The sequence below is a fragment of the Sphingomonas sp. 2378 genome, assembly GCF_038084995.1.
In the GTDB taxonomy this organism is placed as follows: domain Bacteria; phylum Pseudomonadota; class Alphaproteobacteria; order Sphingomonadales; family Sphingomonadaceae; genus Sphingomonas.
Genome location: NZ_JAXCMJ010000017.1, coordinates 57,419 through 72,214, shown reverse-complemented (window position 1 = coordinate 72,214; position 14,796 = coordinate 57,419). Strand labels below are relative to the sequence as shown.

At 69.0% G+C, this 14,796-nt stretch carries 13 protein-coding genes and 1 riboswitch; of the genes, 5 read left to right on the top strand and 8 right to left on the bottom strand.

Translation table 11 applies throughout. The features are described 5' to 3' along the window. Positions 1–35 precede the first annotated feature (35 nt). Together cobO and cobU are read right to left on the bottom strand one after the other, a co-directional pair. Positions 36–635, bottom strand: a complete 600-nt coding sequence (cobO, locus tag SM191_RS10540) for a cob(I)yrinic acid a,c-diamide adenosyltransferase (protein WP_445949843.1) — start codon at positions 633–635, stop codon at positions 36–38. Continuing rightward, positions 635–1,159: a bifunctional adenosylcobinamide kinase/adenosylcobinamide-phosphate guanylyltransferase gene (gene cobU / locus SM191_RS10535; protein WP_341506159.1), complete on the bottom strand. Its 525-nt coding sequence runs from the start codon at positions 1,157–1,159 to the stop codon at positions 635–637. The genes cobO and cobU overlap by 1 nt, the downstream gene beginning before the upstream one ends. A 27-nt stretch (positions 1,160–1,186) precedes the next feature. Here cobU and SM191_RS10530 point away from each other — a divergent pair, with 27 nt between their 5' ends. From SM191_RS10530 to SM191_RS10520, 3 genes are read left to right on the top strand one after another with little or no spacing between them, the layout of a single operon-like run. Then, the gene (locus SM191_RS10530) at positions 1,187–2,173 is read left to right on the top strand and encodes an aminotransferase class I/II-fold pyridoxal phosphate-dependent enzyme (RefSeq protein WP_341506158.1); all 987 of its coding nucleotides are present in this window, start codon (positions 1,187–1,189) and stop codon (positions 2,171–2,173) included. After that, positions 2,166–3,104 (top strand): adenosylcobinamide-phosphate synthase CbiB, encoded by a 939-nt coding sequence (cbiB, locus tag SM191_RS10525; protein ID WP_341506157.1) that lies wholly within the window; start codon positions 2,166–2,168, stop codon positions 3,102–3,104. Before SM191_RS10530 ends, cbiB begins: the two co-directional genes overlap by 8 nt. Next, positions 3,092–4,546 (top strand): cobyric acid synthase, encoded by a 1,455-nt coding sequence (locus tag SM191_RS10520; RefSeq protein ID WP_341506156.1) that lies wholly within the window; start codon positions 3,092–3,094, stop codon positions 4,544–4,546. Before cbiB ends, SM191_RS10520 begins: the two co-directional genes overlap by 13 nt. Here SM191_RS10520 and cobS read toward each other — a convergent pair. The 6 genes from cobS to SM191_RS10490 all read right to left on the bottom strand — a co-directional run bounded on the left by cobS (position 4,531) and on the right by SM191_RS10490 (position 13,033). Beyond that, positions 4,531–5,247, bottom strand: coding sequence for an adenosylcobinamide-GDP ribazoletransferase (cobS, locus tag SM191_RS10515; protein ID WP_341506155.1), 717 nt, complete (start codon positions 5,245–5,247; stop codon positions 4,531–4,533). The genes SM191_RS10520 and cobS overlap by 16 nt on opposite strands. Continuing rightward, entirely contained in the window at positions 5,244–5,801 is a 558-nt protein-coding gene (locus tag SM191_RS10510; RefSeq protein WP_341506154.1) for a histidine phosphatase family protein, read from the bottom strand. Before SM191_RS10510 ends, cobS begins: the two co-directional genes overlap by 4 nt. After that, positions 5,798–6,808, bottom strand: coding sequence for a nicotinate-nucleotide--dimethylbenzimidazole phosphoribosyltransferase (cobT, locus tag SM191_RS10505; RefSeq protein WP_341506153.1), 1,011 nt, complete (start codon positions 6,806–6,808; stop codon positions 5,798–5,800). The genes SM191_RS10510 and cobT overlap by 4 nt, the downstream gene beginning before the upstream one ends. After that, a complete protein-coding gene (locus SM191_RS10500; RefSeq protein ID WP_341506152.1) occupies positions 6,805–7,212 on the bottom strand; it encodes a DUF1636 domain-containing protein in 408 nt (135 codons plus the stop codon). The genes cobT and SM191_RS10500 overlap by 4 nt, the downstream gene beginning before the upstream one ends. Positions 7,213–7,302: 90 nt before the next feature. Beyond that, positions 7,303–7,494: riboswitch (cobalamin riboswitch) on the bottom strand. 170 nt (positions 7,495–7,664) lie between these two features. Next, positions 7,665–9,929, bottom strand: coding sequence for a S9 family peptidase (locus tag SM191_RS10495; RefSeq protein ID WP_341506151.1), 2,265 nt, complete (start codon positions 9,927–9,929; stop codon positions 7,665–7,667). Further along, complete coding sequence (locus tag SM191_RS10490) at positions 9,926–13,033, bottom strand: glycoside hydrolase family 2 TIM barrel-domain containing protein (RefSeq protein ID WP_341506150.1); 3,108 nt, start codon at positions 13,031–13,033, stop codon at positions 9,926–9,928. The genes SM191_RS10495 and SM191_RS10490 overlap by 4 nt, the downstream gene beginning before the upstream one ends. A gap of 145 nt (positions 13,034–13,178) precedes the next feature. Here SM191_RS10490 and SM191_RS10485 point away from each other — a divergent pair, with 145 nt between their 5' ends. Both SM191_RS10485 and SM191_RS10480 read left to right on the top strand, forming a co-directional pair. Beyond that, positions 13,179–13,604, top strand: a complete 426-nt coding sequence (locus SM191_RS10485; RefSeq protein ID WP_307002286.1) for a MerC domain-containing protein — start codon at positions 13,179–13,181, stop codon at positions 13,602–13,604. A gap of 101 nt (positions 13,605–13,705) precedes the next feature. Further along, positions 13,706–14,605, top strand: coding sequence for an ROK family protein (locus SM191_RS10480; RefSeq protein ID WP_307002284.1), 900 nt, complete (start codon positions 13,706–13,708; stop codon positions 14,603–14,605). Positions 14,606–14,796: the final 191 nt, after the last annotated feature.

Here is a 14,796-nt window from a genome sequence, read left to right as displayed (position 1 = left end):
ACCCCAAACCCCTCCCCCCTGCCGGGAGGAGGGGCTTAGAACTCGATGCCCTTCTGCGCCTTCACGCCCTGCTCGCGGAAGGGATGCTTCACCTGCGTCATGTCCGTCACCAGGTCCGCCGCTTCGACCAGCGCCTCGGGGGCGTTGCGACCGGTGATGACCACATGCGTCATCGCCCCCTTGGTCGCCAGCACCTCCAGCACCTCGTCGACCGGAAGGTACTCGTAACGCAGCACGATGTTGAGTTCGTCCGCGACGATCAGGTCATAGGACGGATCGGCGATCATCCGCTTCACTTCGTCCCAGGCGGCGCGCGCGGTGGCGATGTCGCGGTTGCGGTCTTGCGTGTTCCAGGTGAAGCCCTCGCCCATCGCGTGGAAATCGACTTCGGGGAAACGGGCCAGCACCGCCGCCTCGCCGGTGGTCATCGCGCCCTTCACGAACTGGACCATGCCGACGCGCATCCCATGGCCGACCGCGCGGATCACCATGCCCAGCGCGGCGGTGGTCTTGCCCTTGCCCTTGCCGGTATGGACGATCAGCAGGCCCTTTTCCACGTCGCGCGCGGCGACCTTCTTGTCCTGCGCGGCCTTTTTCTTGGCCATGCGCTCGGCATGTTCGGCGTCGGTCCGCATCATTTCTCTCCTGAAAGCCGGATGGAAAGCCCCGCCACTACCAGATCGGTCGCGTCGCACACCCGCGCCAGCCGCTGGTTGAGCGACCCCTGCGCATCGCGGAAGCGCCGCGCCAGCGCATTGTTGGGCACGATGCCGAAGCCGACCTCGTTGCTGACCAGCACCACGGGGCCGGGGGCCCCCTCCAGCGCCGCGACCAGCGCCTCGCCCGCCGCCGTCAGGTCCGCGTCACCCAGCAACATATTGGTCAGCCACAAGGTCAGGCAGTCGACCAGCACCACCCGGTCGGCGCGGCTGTGTTCGCGGATGGCGTCGGGCAGGGCGAGCGGGGCCTCGACCGTCGTCCAGCGCGCGTCGCGGTCCGCCTGGTGCCGCGCGATGCGGTCGCGCATTTCGTCGTCCCAGCTTTGCGCCGTCGCGATGAAGCAACCTTCGCGCGTCATCGCCTCGGCCAGCGATTGCGCATGGCGGCTCTTGCCCGACCGGGCACCGCCGAGGACGAGTATGGTCCGGGGCTTCGTCATGCCCCTGCGCATCGCGGGAGCGGGGCTGTGACGCAAGCGGAAATGGCCGCGCTGACCCATCATGGTGGGCGGATCGATGCGGCTAGGGCGTTGTTCCCGCAGGTCGTCGAGCCATGGCTGGACCTGTCGACCGGAATCAACCCGATGCCGTGGCAACCGCCCGCCGGATTGGCGGTGGATGCCGGGCCGCTGCCGGATCGAAGCGCGCTCGCCCGGCTGGAGGCCCTGGCGGCGGCGCATTTCGGTGCGGAGCCGGAACGGGTGGCAGCGGTGCCGGGGAGCGAGATGGCGCTTCGGTTGCTGCCCCTGCTGGGCGTGGCGCAGCCGATCGTCGCGGTGCGGCCCGGCTATGGCACGCATGGGGCGGTGGCGACGGCACGGGTCGATCACGCCGTGCTGGAGGACTGGCCGGGGCGGGCGGGGAGCCTGTTGCTCGCCAATCCCAACAATCCCGATGGCGTCCATCGCTCGCCGGAGCAATTGACCCAATTGGCGGACGCACAGGCGCGCGCGGGCGGCTGGCTGGTCCTGGACGAAGCCTTTGCCGACGCCATGCCGGGACCGGGGTTCGCCGGGGGAGAGCGGGTGATCGGCTTGCGCTCCTTCGGCAAGTTCTTCGGGCTGGCGGGATTGCGGCTGGGCTTCGTCATCGCCGAGCCAGAGTGGCTCGTGCGGTTGCGCGCCCTGCTGGGCGATTGGCCGGTGTCAAGCCATGCCATCGTCTGGGGTAGCGCCGCCTATGCCGATCGCGGCTGGATCGCCGCGACCCGCGATGCGCTGACCGAGCGGGCGGTCGCGCTGGACGCGGTGCTGGCCCGGCACGGACTGACCGCACGAGGCGCGTGCCCGCTGTTCCGCATGGTCGAGACGCCCGACGCCCCGGCGATCTTCGCGCGACTGGCGGCGGCGGGGATATTGGTCCGGCCCTTTGCCGACGCACCCGAGCGGTTGCGGTTCGGCGTGCCGGTCGCTGACGACCTGCACCGGCTCGATAGGGCATTGCACCATGGCTGACCCCGTAGCGCTGGCGGCCTTGGCGCTGGACGCCGCGATCGGTTGGCCGGATCGGCTCTATGCGCGGGTCGGGCATCCGGTGGGAGCGTTCGCGCGGTTCCTGAATTGTGCGGAGCGGCTGGGCAATTCCCCCAAGCGGCCGGAGGGCGTGCGGCGGGGGCTGGGCGTCCTGACCATGGTGGTCCTGATCGCCCTGACCGGCGGATTGGCATGGTGGCTCGAGCGGGAATCGCACCTTCTGTTCGGTCGCTGGGGGTGGATCGCCAGCGCCGTCCTCGCCTGGCCCGCGCTCGCGCAGCGCAGCCTGTACATCCATGTCCGGCCCGTCGCCGAGGCCCTGCTTCGCGGCGATCTGCTCGCCGCCCGTGCGCTTGTCGCGCGGGTGGTGGGGCGCGATACCGGGCGGCTGGATCAGGCGGGCGTCTCGCGCGCCGCGATTGAGACGCTGGCGGAGAGCTTCTGCGACGGCATCGTCGCGCCGCTATTCTGGTTGCTGCTGCTCGGGCTGCCGGGCGTGTGGGTCTATAAGGCGATCAACACCGCCGACAGCATCATCGGGCATAAGGAGCCGCGCTGGCGGGCGTTCGGCTGGGCGGCGGCGCGGATCGACGATGGGGCGAACTGGGCGCCCGCCCGGATCGCGGGAGCGCTGGTGTGCGTCGCGGGCGCGCGGGGCTGGCGGGTGATGCGGCGGGACGCACGCGCCCATGCCTCGCCCAATGCGGGCTGGCCGGAAGCGGCGATGGCGGGCGCGCTGGGCGTCGCGCTGGCGGGGCCGGTCGCTTATGACGGCGTGACCCAGATCAAGCCATGGATCGGGCGCGAGGGGCGGGCCGCGTCTCCGAAGGATATCGTCACCGCGCTGCAAATCTATGCGCGGGCGTGTCTGCTCCTCTGGGTGATCGCGGGGGGTGTCGCATGGCTGGCGTGATGATCCAGGGCACCGGCTCGGATGTGGGCAAGTCGGTGCTGGTCGCGGGGCTGTGCCGCCTCTTCGCCAATCGCGGGCTTCGCGTCCGCCCGTTCAAGCCGCAGAATATGAGCAACAACGCCGCCGCCACGCCGGATGGCGGCGAGATCGGGCGGGCGCAGGCGACCCAGGCGATGGCGGCGCGGGTGCCCCCGCATGTCGACATGAACCCCGTGCTGCTGAAGCCGCAGGGCGACCGCACCTCGCAACTGATCGTGCGCGGGCAGGTGCGGGGGATGCTGCCTGCGTCGAAATGGCGCGAGGGGCGGATCGGGCTGCTGCCCGAGGTGGTCGAATGCTATCGCCGGTTGGAGGCGGAGTGCGACCTCGTCATCGTCGAGGGCGCAGGCTCGCCCGCCGAGGTCAACCTGCGCTCTGGCGATATCGCCAATATGGGCTTCGCGCGTGCGGCGGGGGTGCCGGTGGTGCTGGCGGGGGATATCGACCGGGGCGGGGTGATCGCCTCGCTGGTCGGGACGAAAGCCGTGATCGACCCGCAGGATGCCGCGATGATCCGGGGTTTCCTGGTCAACAAGTTTCGCGGCGATCCGGCGCTGTTCGCCGATGGCTTGGGCGTGATCGCGCAGCATACCGGTTGGCGGTCGCTGGGGCTGATCCCGTGGCTTGCCGACGCCGCGCGCCTGCCCAGCGAGGATGCGGTGGTGCTGGAACGGTCGCGCGCCGGGGCCGGGGGGCAGGTGGTGATCGCCTGTCCGATCACGCCGCGCATCGCCAATTTCGACGATCTCGATCCGCTAAGGCTGGAGCCGCAGGTCGACCTCGTCATGGTCCGCCCCGGCGAGCCGATCCCCGATGCGGCGATGATCGTGCTGGCGGGGTCCAAGGCGACGATCGCCGACCTCGCCTTCATCCGCGCGCAGGGTTGGGATATCGACATCGCGGCGCATCATCGGCGCGGGCGGCCGGTGCTGGGGCTGTGCGGCGGATACCAGATGCTGGGGCGGAGCGTCGCGGACCCGGACGGGATCGAGGGGCCGGCGGGCCGGGTCGATGGCCTGGGGCTGCTGAACGTGGAGACGGTGCTGACCGGCGAGAAGACCGTTCGCCCCGTCACCGGCGAGGCGCTGGGGGCGGGCTTTTCGGGGTATGAGATCCACCTGGGGCGCACGAACGGCCCCGACACCCTCCGGCCCATCGGGCATCTGGCCGATGGCCGGGCGGAGGGCGCGATGAGCGCCGATGGGCTGGTTGCGGGCAGCTATATCCACGGTCTGCTGGGTGAAGCGGCGCAGCGCGCGGCGTGGCTCGCGCGGATCGGGGTGGAGGGGGCGGGGCCGGATCACCGGGGCGATGTGGACGATGCGCTCGACGCCATCGCCGCCGTACTGGAGGCGCATGTCGATGGCGACGCGCTGCTACGGATCGCTCAGGGCAGGGAATAGAGCGCGGCGGCGAGGAGGAGGGCGGTTTCGGTCCATTCGATCCCCGCGCCATGCACGTCGCCGGTCATCCCGCCCAGCTTGCGCCGGAACCAGAGGAAGAGCGCACCGATGGCGAGCGGCAGGGCGGCCAGCGGCGGCCAGAAGGGAATAATCGCGGTGACGACGACGCCCGAGAGGATCAGGTCGAAGGGACGCACCGCCCGCGCCACCATCGCCCCCAGGCCGCCGGGCCGGAGCGGCGGCAGGACTCGTGCCCAGACCAACGGCCCGATCCGCGCCGCCGCCGGGATCAGCGCGATCCATGCCCAGCCCTCTGGCGGCACGCGGTGGAGCAGCACCAGCTTGGCGAGCAACTGCATCACCAGCGCCACCACCCCAAAGCTGCCGATATGCGGATCGGCCATCACCGACAGCAGCCGCGACCGGTCGCCATGTGCCGCGCCCAGCCCGTCGCTGACATCCGCCAGTCCGTCCAGATGCAGTGCCCCCGTCACCCAGACCCAGGCGATCAGCGCCGCCAGCGCCCCGATCCACGGATCGACCCGCGCCCCCAGCCAGCCCGCGCCCGCGACGATCACCCCGATAGCCAAGCCCGCCACCGGATAGAGCCGGATCGCCCGCGCGAAATCCTCGGCATCCGCCTCCACCCGCGGCATGGGCAGGCGGGTCAGGAAGCCCAGCGCGACGACCAGCGTTCTCATGTCGTGACCAGCCCGGTCACCTGCGCCGTGCGCGGCACGCCGTCCCACACTTCCAGTGTCAACAGGCTGGCATAGGGCAGGGCGAAGGCCCAGACGGCGCGGAAGTCGAAGCCGCACAGCACATGCAAGGCGGCGCGCATCGCCCCGCCATGGGTGACGATCAATGTGGGCTCGGGCTGCAAGTCGGCGATGGCGGCGGTGACCCGCGCCACCAGATCGGACCAGCGCTCGCCGCCGGGGGGCGGGGCGTCGTCGGGGTCATGCCAGAAACGATCGAGCGCGGCCCGGTCGATCGCGTCGGGGGCCAGTCCGTCCCAGTCGCCAAAGTCCAGTTCGCGCCAGCGGGGATCGATCTCGGTCGGGCCGATCGCCTCGGCGCAGGCGCGGGCTCTCGACAGGTCGGAGCCGATCCGTCGCACGACCTCCACCCCGCGCGCGCGCTCGACACAGGCGGCGAGGCCCCGTGCCGTCGCCGGGCTGTCGGTCCGCCCCAGCATCCGCCCCGTCAGTTCGGGCTCGCCGTGACGAAGCAGATGGAGGCGGAACCCGGTCACGCGGTGGCGACCCCCGCTTCGGCAAAGGTCGCCATGCCGTCATGCGCGGCCAGCGCCGATCGGATCACCTGCACCGCCACCGCCGCGCCGCTACCCTCGCCCAGCCGCATGTCGAGCGACAGGATCGGCGTCAGCCCCAGCCGGTCGAGCAGTCGGACATGCCCCGGCTCGGCGGAGCAATGGCCCGCCAGGCAATGGGCGGCGATCCCGGGATTGGCGAAAGCGAGCGGGGCGATCGCGGCGGTGCCGATGAAGCCGTCCAGCACGATGGGTACGCGCTTCGCCCGCGCGGCCAGCACCGCGCCCGCGATCGCCGCAATCTCCCGCCCGCCCAGATGGCGCAGGATTTCAAAGGCGCTGCCCAGATGGTCGCGGTGCAGGGACAGGCCATCGGCCACGGCGACAGCCTTGCGCGACAGGCCTTGCGCATCGACGCCGGTGCCGGGGCCGACCCAGTCGGACGCATCGCCTCCAAAACTGGCGGCGGCGAGCGCGGCGGCGGGGGTGGTGTTGCCGATCCCCATCTCGCCCAGCACCAGCAGGTCGGCATCGCCCACCGCGTCGGCCCCGGCGTTCAGCGCGGCGAGGCATTCCGCCTCGCTCATCGCCGGTGCGGTGGTGAAGTCCATGGTGGGCCGGTCGAGATCGAGTGGCACCACCGACAGCGCCAGCCCCGCCGCCGCCGCCAGCGCGTTGATCGCGGCTCCTCCGGCGGCGAAATTGGCGACCATCTGCGCGGTCACCTCCGCCGGAAAGGCGCTGACCCCGCGCGCGACGACGCCGTGATTCCCGGCGAAAATGACGGCGCGGCCCCGTTCGATCCGGGGACGCTCGCGGCCTTGCCATCCGGCGAGGAAGATCGCGATCTCCTCCAACCGGCCCAGCGAGCCGGGGGGCTTGGTCAACTGGCCCTGCCGTGCGGTCGCCGCGTCACGGGCGGCCGCATCGGGTTCGGGCAAGGTGGCCAGTGCCGCCTCGAACGCGGCGACGGTGGGGAAAGCCTTCATTCGACGACGAATCCTTCGGGCGGCGTGCGGGTGAGGAAATGGCCCTTCACCCCTTGCGGCCATTGCTTGTACGGCACCTGCCCCCAGTCGCTGGCGGCATAGGCCCGCGCATAGTCCAGGATGGCGCGGGCGGCATCGTCATCGGGGGCGAACTTGCCCATGACATAGCCGACCTTGCCGGGGCAGCGCAGATGGACGGTGCAGAAGGACTGGCAGGCGAACAGGCAGGGCATCTCCTCGACCGCCACCTCGGCATAAGCGGGGTCGGAGGCCTGGACGCGGCGCAACGCCTCGACCAGCAGCGCGCCGCCGCGCTTGCCGTCGTCATTCTCGCGCACGTCGTCGGACAGGCGACAGGTGTTGCAGGCGACCACGGCGGGGCCGTTGGTGGCGGGTTTCAGCATGGGACGGACTCGGTCACGGGGCATTCTCCACAAAGCGCCGTCGCCCGCGCGAGGGGAAACCCCCGTCCGTCCGGCACACCCTGACCGGTCGAAGGACGACCGCGACGGGCAGGTCTCCTGGCTCGCGGGTCGGGGCCGGTCCGCCGCCTTCTCAGGGGTGTTCTGCCCCCAATGGCGTGATGGCGAACGGCTCGCCGCTTACAGTTGCAGGGGCAGCCGGGGCATCGCACCCCATTCCCTTTTCATCCCCCGCCAAGGGGAACCTGTCGCGGGAGGAGCGATAGGCGTGTGGAGGAGGGGAGGCAATTCTTTCCTTCCGGCCCCTTCCTCCTCTTTTCCACCCCGGCGCAGGCCGTGGTCCAGGCGCCGTTCGCGATGTGGTGCGCTCCATTGTGCGCCGAAACTGGACCCCGGCCTGCGCCGGGGTGGTGCGCACGATATGCGGAAGAAACTCACTCCTCGCCGCGCAGAGCCTTCAGGAAGAACGCATATTGCCGCCGCATGGCATATGCGACCGGGCCGGTGGAGCGCCCGGCGGTATGCTCGCCGCCGGGGACGACCAGCAGGTCGAAATCCTTGTCCGCCTTGATCAGCGCATCGACGACCTGCGTCGTGCTGGCGGGATCGACGTTGGAATCCTGCTCGCCGACGACCAGCATCAGCTTGCCCTGCAACTGCCCGGCATGGACCACGCCCGAGGCGTCCAGATAACTCCGGTCGACCGGATAGCCGAGCCATTGTTCGTTCCAGTCGATCTTGTCCATCCGGTTGTCGAAACACCCGGCATAGGCGACCCCGGCCTTGTAGAATTCGGGGTGGAAGAGCAGCGCATTCAGTGTGCTCTGCCCGCCCGCCGAGCCGCCATAGATACCGACGCGGGTGATATCGGCGGCGGGGTCCTTCGCGTTCAGCGCCTTCATCCAGGCGATGCGATCGGGAAAGCCGCTATCGGCCAGGTTCTTCCAGGCGACGTCGTGAAAGGCCTTGGAGCGGTTGGCGGTGCCCATGCCGTCGATCATCACGACGATGAAGCCCAGATCGGCGAGCTGCTGCATCCCCATGACCTTGTCGCCGCCGGAGAAAGCGCCGAACGGCCAGAAGCCCTTGGGCACGAAACTGTCGTGCGGTCCGGCATAGATGTTCTCGATCACCGGATAGCGCCTGGCCGGGTCATAGTCGCGTGGGCGGACGACCAGGCCGTAGATATCGGTCTTGCCGTCGCGGCCCTTGGCGGTGAAGCGTTCGGGCGGGCGGAACCCGGCGGCGGTCAGCGCGGTGATGTCGCCCTTTTCCAGCGTCTGGATCAGGTGGCCATCGCGGGCGTCACGCCATTCCATCGTCTCCGGCAGGTCGGTGCGGGAGAAGACGTCGACGTAAGTGGTCATGTCGGGAGAGAAGCGGACTTCGTGAGTCGCATTCTCGCGCGTCAGCCGGGTCAGGTTGCGGCCGTCGAAATCCACCCGGAACCAGTGTTTGTAATAGGGGTCTTCGCCCGGCACGAAGCCGCTGGCCGAGAACCAGATTTGCCGCTTCTCGTCATCGACCTTGGCAATGTCGCGGACGACCCAGTTGCCTTTGGTGATCTGGCGGACGACGCGGCCGGTCGCGCCGTCGATCAGATAGAGATGCCGCCATCCGTCCCGCTCCGACGCCCAGAGGATTTCGCGGCCCAGCCCCTTCACGTCGTGCGACCAGATGCGGTCGCGGAAGACGAAGGTCTTCGCGCTTTCGGTGACGGCGGCATGGGCCGCGCCGGTGTCGGCATCGACCGCGATGATCTTCGCTTCGCCGAAGCCGCGTTTCAGATCGTCAAAGGCGAAACTCCTGCTGTCCGCGCGCCATTCGGGGGCGGACAGGGTATAGGCACCCGCGAACAGCGCCGGGTCGATCTCGGTCCGCTGGCCGTCCGCGACGCGGAACAGGACGGGCGATTCCTGATCCACGGCATCGCCGGGCTTGGGATAGAGTTGCTGGACGACCTCGGGGTGGACCTTGCCCGGCGGCGCGGCGAGGACGCGGGTGACCATGCGGGCATAGCCGGGGCGGACGCGCTGGAGCGCGATATGCCGGCCGTCGGGGCTCCAGGCGATGGTTTCGGGGTCGTAGAAATTGGCGGGGCTGCCGTCCTGGGAGCGCCAGACCTCCTTGCCGCCATTCGCGGTCCGCACGACCAGATTGTCGTCGAGGACCAGCGCCTCCAGCCTGCCATCGGGGGAAAGGCGGGGATGGTTGTCGGCGGGAATACGCAGGTCGCGCACCACGCCAAATCCGCGCGGGCGGGCAGGGTTCTCGGGCGGGACGATGGTGCAGACCGGTCGGATGACGGTGCAGCGATAGACGGTGTCGTCATAACCGATCGAGAAACGGATCGCCGTGCGGTCGGGCGAATAGGCGAAATGCTCGAAGGGGAGGCGGGAAGGTTCGACCGGCTTGCCCGTCACCTTGGACAGCGCGGGGGCGAGCGCGGCGGCGTCGAAGGCGGGAGCCTTGGCGCGGGTGGCGGCGTCGACATCGACAAAGGCGAAGCCGCCCGCCACCGTCTTGCGATAATGGAAATGCCGCCCGTCCGCATCCCATTCGGCGGGCGAGGCGATATCGCGGGTCAGCCATTGCCACTGGTCGCGAAGCGCCAGCGACGTGGCGATCCGGTCGGGCACGGTCTGCGCCGCCAAGGGCGAGGTGGTCAGCGACAGGGCGAGGAGGGCAAGTCGCTTCACTGGGCGGCTCCGATCGTGAAGCTGTAGGTCAGCGGCTGGAGCGCGATGCGATAGGGCATGTGCGCGCGGCCATCGAGGTTCCAGCCGGTATCGCCCCCGACCCCGGCCTGCGCGGCGTCGATCAGCAGCGTGCCGTCGCCATGCGGGCGGATATCCGAACTATGCGCCTTGCCCGGCGGCTTCATCGCGAGGTCGGCATAGGGGAAGGGCAGGGCGTTCACCGACAGCGGCTGCGCCCCCGTCACCCGGAGCCCCACGCCCGTGCCGGTCAGTTGCACCCAGCGAACATCGGTCTTGTTGCCGCTCTCCTGCGGGCGGGCATAGTCGTGATACTGGTCCGCCAGCGCGCCGCTCCAGCGGGCGATGCTCGCGCCGGTCTTGCGGTCGGCATAGCTTTCCCAGGGGCCGCGCCCGAACCAGCTCACCTGGCCGAATTGCTGCCCCGGCGTCGCGAAGGCGAGGCCGACGCGCAAGGGATCGGGCAATGTCGCGCGGAGCGGCGTGAAGCGCACCGTCGCGGTCGCGCTGCCGTCGGGAGCCATGGTCCAGCGGGTCCGCATCTTGACCGATCCCACGCCCATGTCGTGATCGACGACGATGGCGTTGCCCTCGCGCTGGATATGGTCGAGGCGGCGATGCTCGGAGAAATATTGCCACATCGCATGGCTCTTGGGCACGCCAGCACCCACATCATTGTCGGTCGGCGCACGGGTGAAATTGGGCGCGCCGCCGGTCAGCAAGGTCTTGCCGTCACGGGCATAGCGGCGGACCAGGCCCGTTGCGCGGTCGATCTCCAGTACCGCATTTTCGGCTTTCAGCGTCATTGCGTCGGCGCTTTCCTCCGGCACGACCGATCCGGCGGTGGTGGCGGCGAAGACCGGGGCGGAGAGCGCGAACTGCTCCCAGCCGACGACATGACCCGCGGGCAGCGGCGGGATCGCCCCCGCCTTGGTCCGCGCGCGCAGGATCAGCGAGCGTTCGGCCGCTGCGTCCTTCGCCGGGGGCAGGGCGAAGGACAGGGGGGCGCTCGCTCCGGCCGCGACCGATGGCGTGGCGATGCTGCCCCGCGCCGTCTCGACGCCATTCTCCAGCACCGTCCAGTCCAGCGTGAAGCGCGACAGGTCGATATGGTCGTGGCGGTTGACCACCTGCCAGCCGCCGCCCTCATGGGTGAAGTGGACCGGCGACTGGACATGCGCCATCTCATAATATTCGGGGTCGGGGGTGCGGTCCGACTGGATCACGCCGTCGCCCACGGGGCTGTCGTCGCCGTGCAGCCCCGCATCCTTGGGATCGGGATCATAGTCGAGGCCCTGGCCCCAATAGGGGCGACCATCCTTGTCCTTGAGGCTCATCGTCTGGTCCACCCAGTCCCAGACGAAGCCGCCTTGCAGTTTCGGGTATTTGCGGAACACGTCCCAATAACCCTGAAAGTCGCCCAGGCTGTTGCCCATCGCATGGGCATATTCGCACAGGATCAGCGGCTGGGTGAATTCGGGCCTCTGGGCATAGTCGGCCAGCTTCTCGACATCGTCATACATGGGCGCGAAGATGTCGACATAGGCGTTGGTCGGATGCCGCCAGCCGCTCATGCTATAGCCGAGGAAGTTGATCAGCCGCGTCCTGTCATGCGCGCGAATCCATTTCGCCGCCGCCTCGAAATTGGGCCCGACACCGCTTTCATTGCCCAGTGACCAGAAGATGACGGACGGGTGGTTGCGGTCGCGCTCGACCATGCGCTGCACCCGGTCGAGATGCGCCGCCGCCCATTCGGGTTTGTGCCCCAGATTGAGCGTCGGGTCGTTCTTCTCTTGGGTGAGGCTGAGATAGCCGTGGCTCTCGATATTGGCCTCGTCCATCACGTACAGGCCATATTCGTCGGCGAGGTCGTACCAGCGCGGATCGTTGGGATAGTGGGAGGTGCGGACCGCGTTGATGTTCGCGGCCTTCATCAACTCGATATCCTTGCGCATCGTCTCCTCGGACACGATGCGGAATGTGTGCGGGTCATGTTCGTGCCGGTTGACGCCGCGGATCATGATCCGCTTCCCGTTCACCCGGACCTCGCCGCCTGCGACCTCGACCGTGCGGAAGCCGATGCGGCGGCTGGTCGCCTCGATCAACTTGCCCTTCGCGTCGAGCAGTTCGATCAGGAGGGTATAAAGATTGGGATCTTCGGCGCTCCACGTCTTCACGCCCGGAACCTGCGCCGTGATCGTCGCGCTGGTGCCGCTGGGCGTCGCGGTCCGGGTCAGCACCGTCCGCTTGCCGTCGAGCAGGGTCGCCCGCACGCTGGTGGCCTGAGCCGCGCCCGCCAGATCGACCTCCGCCGACAGCGTGCCGTCGCGATACTCGTTGGTCAGCCCGGCCTCGATTCCCAGGTCGCGAATATGGATCTGCGGCGCGGCATAGAGGGTGATCGACCGCTCGATCCCGTTGACCCGCCAGAAATCCTGATCTTCAAGGTAGCTGCCGTCCGAATGGCGGTAGAGTTCGATGGCGATGACATTGCGGCCGCGCCTGGCGGCACGGCTGATGTCGAATTCGGTGGGAAGCTTGGAGTCCTCGGAATAGCCGATCTTCTCGCCATTGACCCACAGATAATAGGCCGCCCCCGCCGCGCCGACGGTCAGCAGCAGCCGACGTCCGGCGAAATGCGCGGGAACCGTGAAGTCGCGGCGATAGGAGGCGACTTCGTTCAGCCGGTGCTCGATGAACGGCGCGTTGCGGGGAAAGGGATAGCCGCTGCCGACGAAGACCGGGCGGCTCAGCCCCTGCGCCTGAAGGATGCCCGGCACCGCCACCTCGCGCCAGGTCGAGACGTCGCGCGCCGGGTCCTGGAAGCCGACCGGTCGCGCCTCGGGATTGGGCGACATGTGCACCTTCCACCTCCCGTCGAGCGAGAGGTGATAGCGCGACTTCGCCACGTCGCCTGCCAGCGCCGTCGCGCGCGTCTCGAACCCGGCAAAGCTGCTGTGCATCGGCTCCGCGCCGATATGGTTGATGGCGGGATTTTCCCAGTCGGGCCGGGGTTCGGTCGTCTGCGCCGATGCGGTGTGCGCCAGCATGGCCGAAAGGCTCGCCCACAGGGCCCATCGTTTCATCGCCATATGCCGTCTCTCCTCCGCTATCCGACCCATGCTAGATTATACGGAATACAATTTAAAGCGTGACGGTGACACGATTTGCCCCTTGTTATCAGTGATACAAAATATCATGTGCGTGGGCTAGGTGACGGAAAGGCATGGCATGACCGGACGAGGCAATGGCGAGACGGCGGCGATGACGCTGCCACCGCGCGCGCATGGGGGACTGGACCGGCTGGCCATCTCCGCCTCGACCCTGTGCCTGATCCATTGCCTGGTCCTGCCTGTCCTGATCGCCTTCCTGCCGTCGATCGCGGCCTGGGCCGATCTGGGCGAGGGCTTTCATATCGTCATGCTGGCCATCGCCGTGCCGCTCAGCACCATCGCGCTATGGCGGGCGTGGCGGCGGCATGGTCAGGTCGGCCCCGCCATCGGCGGCGTACTGGGCCTGACCCTGTTGATCCTCGGCGTGGTGTTCGAGGGCGGCGCGGCGGGGACGTGGCTGACCGTCGCGGGTGGCATGGTTCTGGCCGCCGCACATGTCCTGAACCTTCGCGCGGATCGGCTGGCGGCACTGGTCGCACTATAACCCGCCTGTCCGGCTTTTTGCGACGCTCCTCTTGACCTGGATGCACGGTTTCGCGCAGGCGCGACATACCAAAAACGCAAGGCATCTGGCGGGAGAATGGAATGACCGAGGCACAGGATCGGATCGTCGCGGGCGTCGAGCTGGGCGGTACGAAATCGATTGTGCTGATCGGGCGCGGGCGGGACATATTGGTGTCCGAACGCCTGCCCACCACCACTCCCGCGATCACCCTGGCGGCGCTGGCGCAGCGGCTGGCCGAGTGGCACGAGCAGTATAAGCCCGAGGCGCTGGGCATCGGCAGCTTCGGGCCCATCGCGCTCGACAAGACCGGCATGGATTATGGCCATATGCTCGCCACCCCAAAGCCGGGCTGGGCGGGGGCGGACGTGGTCGGCGCGCTGGCGGACGGGTTCGGCGATCGGGTCGCGATCCATACCGACGTGACCGGCGCGGCGCTGGCCGAGGGGCAGTGGGGCGCGGCGCGCGGACTGGCCGACCATGTCTATGTCACGGTCGGCACGGGCGTCGGCATGGGGATCATCGTCAACGGCCAGCCGGTGTCGGGCCGGATGCACCCGGAGGCGGGACATGTCCGCGTCCGCCGCGTTGCGGGCGACGATTTCGCCGGGGCCTGCCCCTTCCATGGCGATTGCCTGGAAGGGCTGGTCGCCGGACCCGCCATCGCCGCGCGTGCGGGCCGTCCTGCACAGGAACTGGCAGCGGACGATCCCGTCTGGGCCTTCGTCGCCGATGCGCTGGCGGAAAGTTTCGCGGGGCTGTTCCTGACGCTGGCTTGCGGCCGGATCGTGATCGGCGGCGGTGTCGGCGTCGGCCAGCCGCATCTGCTCGACATGGTGCGCACCGCCACCGTCGAGAAGTTGTCGGGCTATCTGCCCTTCGTCGACGCGGCGCAGGTCGCCAACCGGATCGTCCATGCGCAACTCGGCGATCAGGCGGGGCCGCTGGGCACGCTGGCGCTGGCGCGGTCGGTGTTACCCTAAACCCATTCCTCCCCTGCAAGGGGAGGGGGACCACCGCGAAGCGGTGGTGGAGGGGGATCGCCGCCAGGGGTGACTCTGGTGGAAGCCCCCCTCCGTCAGCGCTTTGCGCTGCCACCTCCCCGTGCCGGGGAGGATCAAAATCCGCTGTCCTACAGCGAACCGATATGGTTCCTATTCCTCCGTCATGGGGG

Coding starts and splice junctions, on each gene's coding strand:
- cobO (WP_445949843.1), bottom strand. CDS start 635: ATGCGGACCGACGCCGAACATGCCGAGCGCATGGCCAAGAAAAAGGCC.
- cobU (WP_341506159.1), bottom strand. CDS start 1,159: ATGACGAAGCCCCGGACCATACTCGTCCTCGGCGGTGCCCGGTCGGGC.
- cbiB (WP_341506157.1), top strand. CDS start 2,166: ATGGCTGACCCCGTAGCGCTGGCGGCCTTGGCGCTGGACGCCGCGATC.
- SM191_RS10520 (WP_341506156.1), top strand. CDS start 3,092: ATGGCTGGCGTGATGATCCAGGGCACCGGCTCGGATGTGGGCAAGTCG.
- cobS (WP_341506155.1), bottom strand. CDS start 5,247: ATGAGAACGCTGGTCGTCGCGCTGGGCTTCCTGACCCGCCTGCCCATG.
- cobT (WP_341506153.1), bottom strand. CDS start 6,808: ATGAAGGCTTTCCCCACCGTCGCCGCGTTCGAGGCGGCACTGGCCACC.
- SM191_RS10500 (WP_341506152.1), bottom strand. CDS start 7,212: ATGCTGAAACCCGCCACCAACGGCCCCGCCGTGGTCGCCTGCAACACC.
- SM191_RS10490 (WP_341506150.1), bottom strand. CDS start 13,033: ATGAAACGATGGGCCCTGTGGGCGAGCCTTTCGGCCATGCTGGCGCAC.
- SM191_RS10485 (WP_307002286.1), top strand. CDS start 13,179: ATGACCGGACGAGGCAATGGCGAGACGGCGGCGATGACGCTGCCACCG.
- SM191_RS10480 (WP_307002284.1), top strand. CDS start 13,706: ATGACCGAGGCACAGGATCGGATCGTCGCGGGCGTCGAGCTGGGCGGT.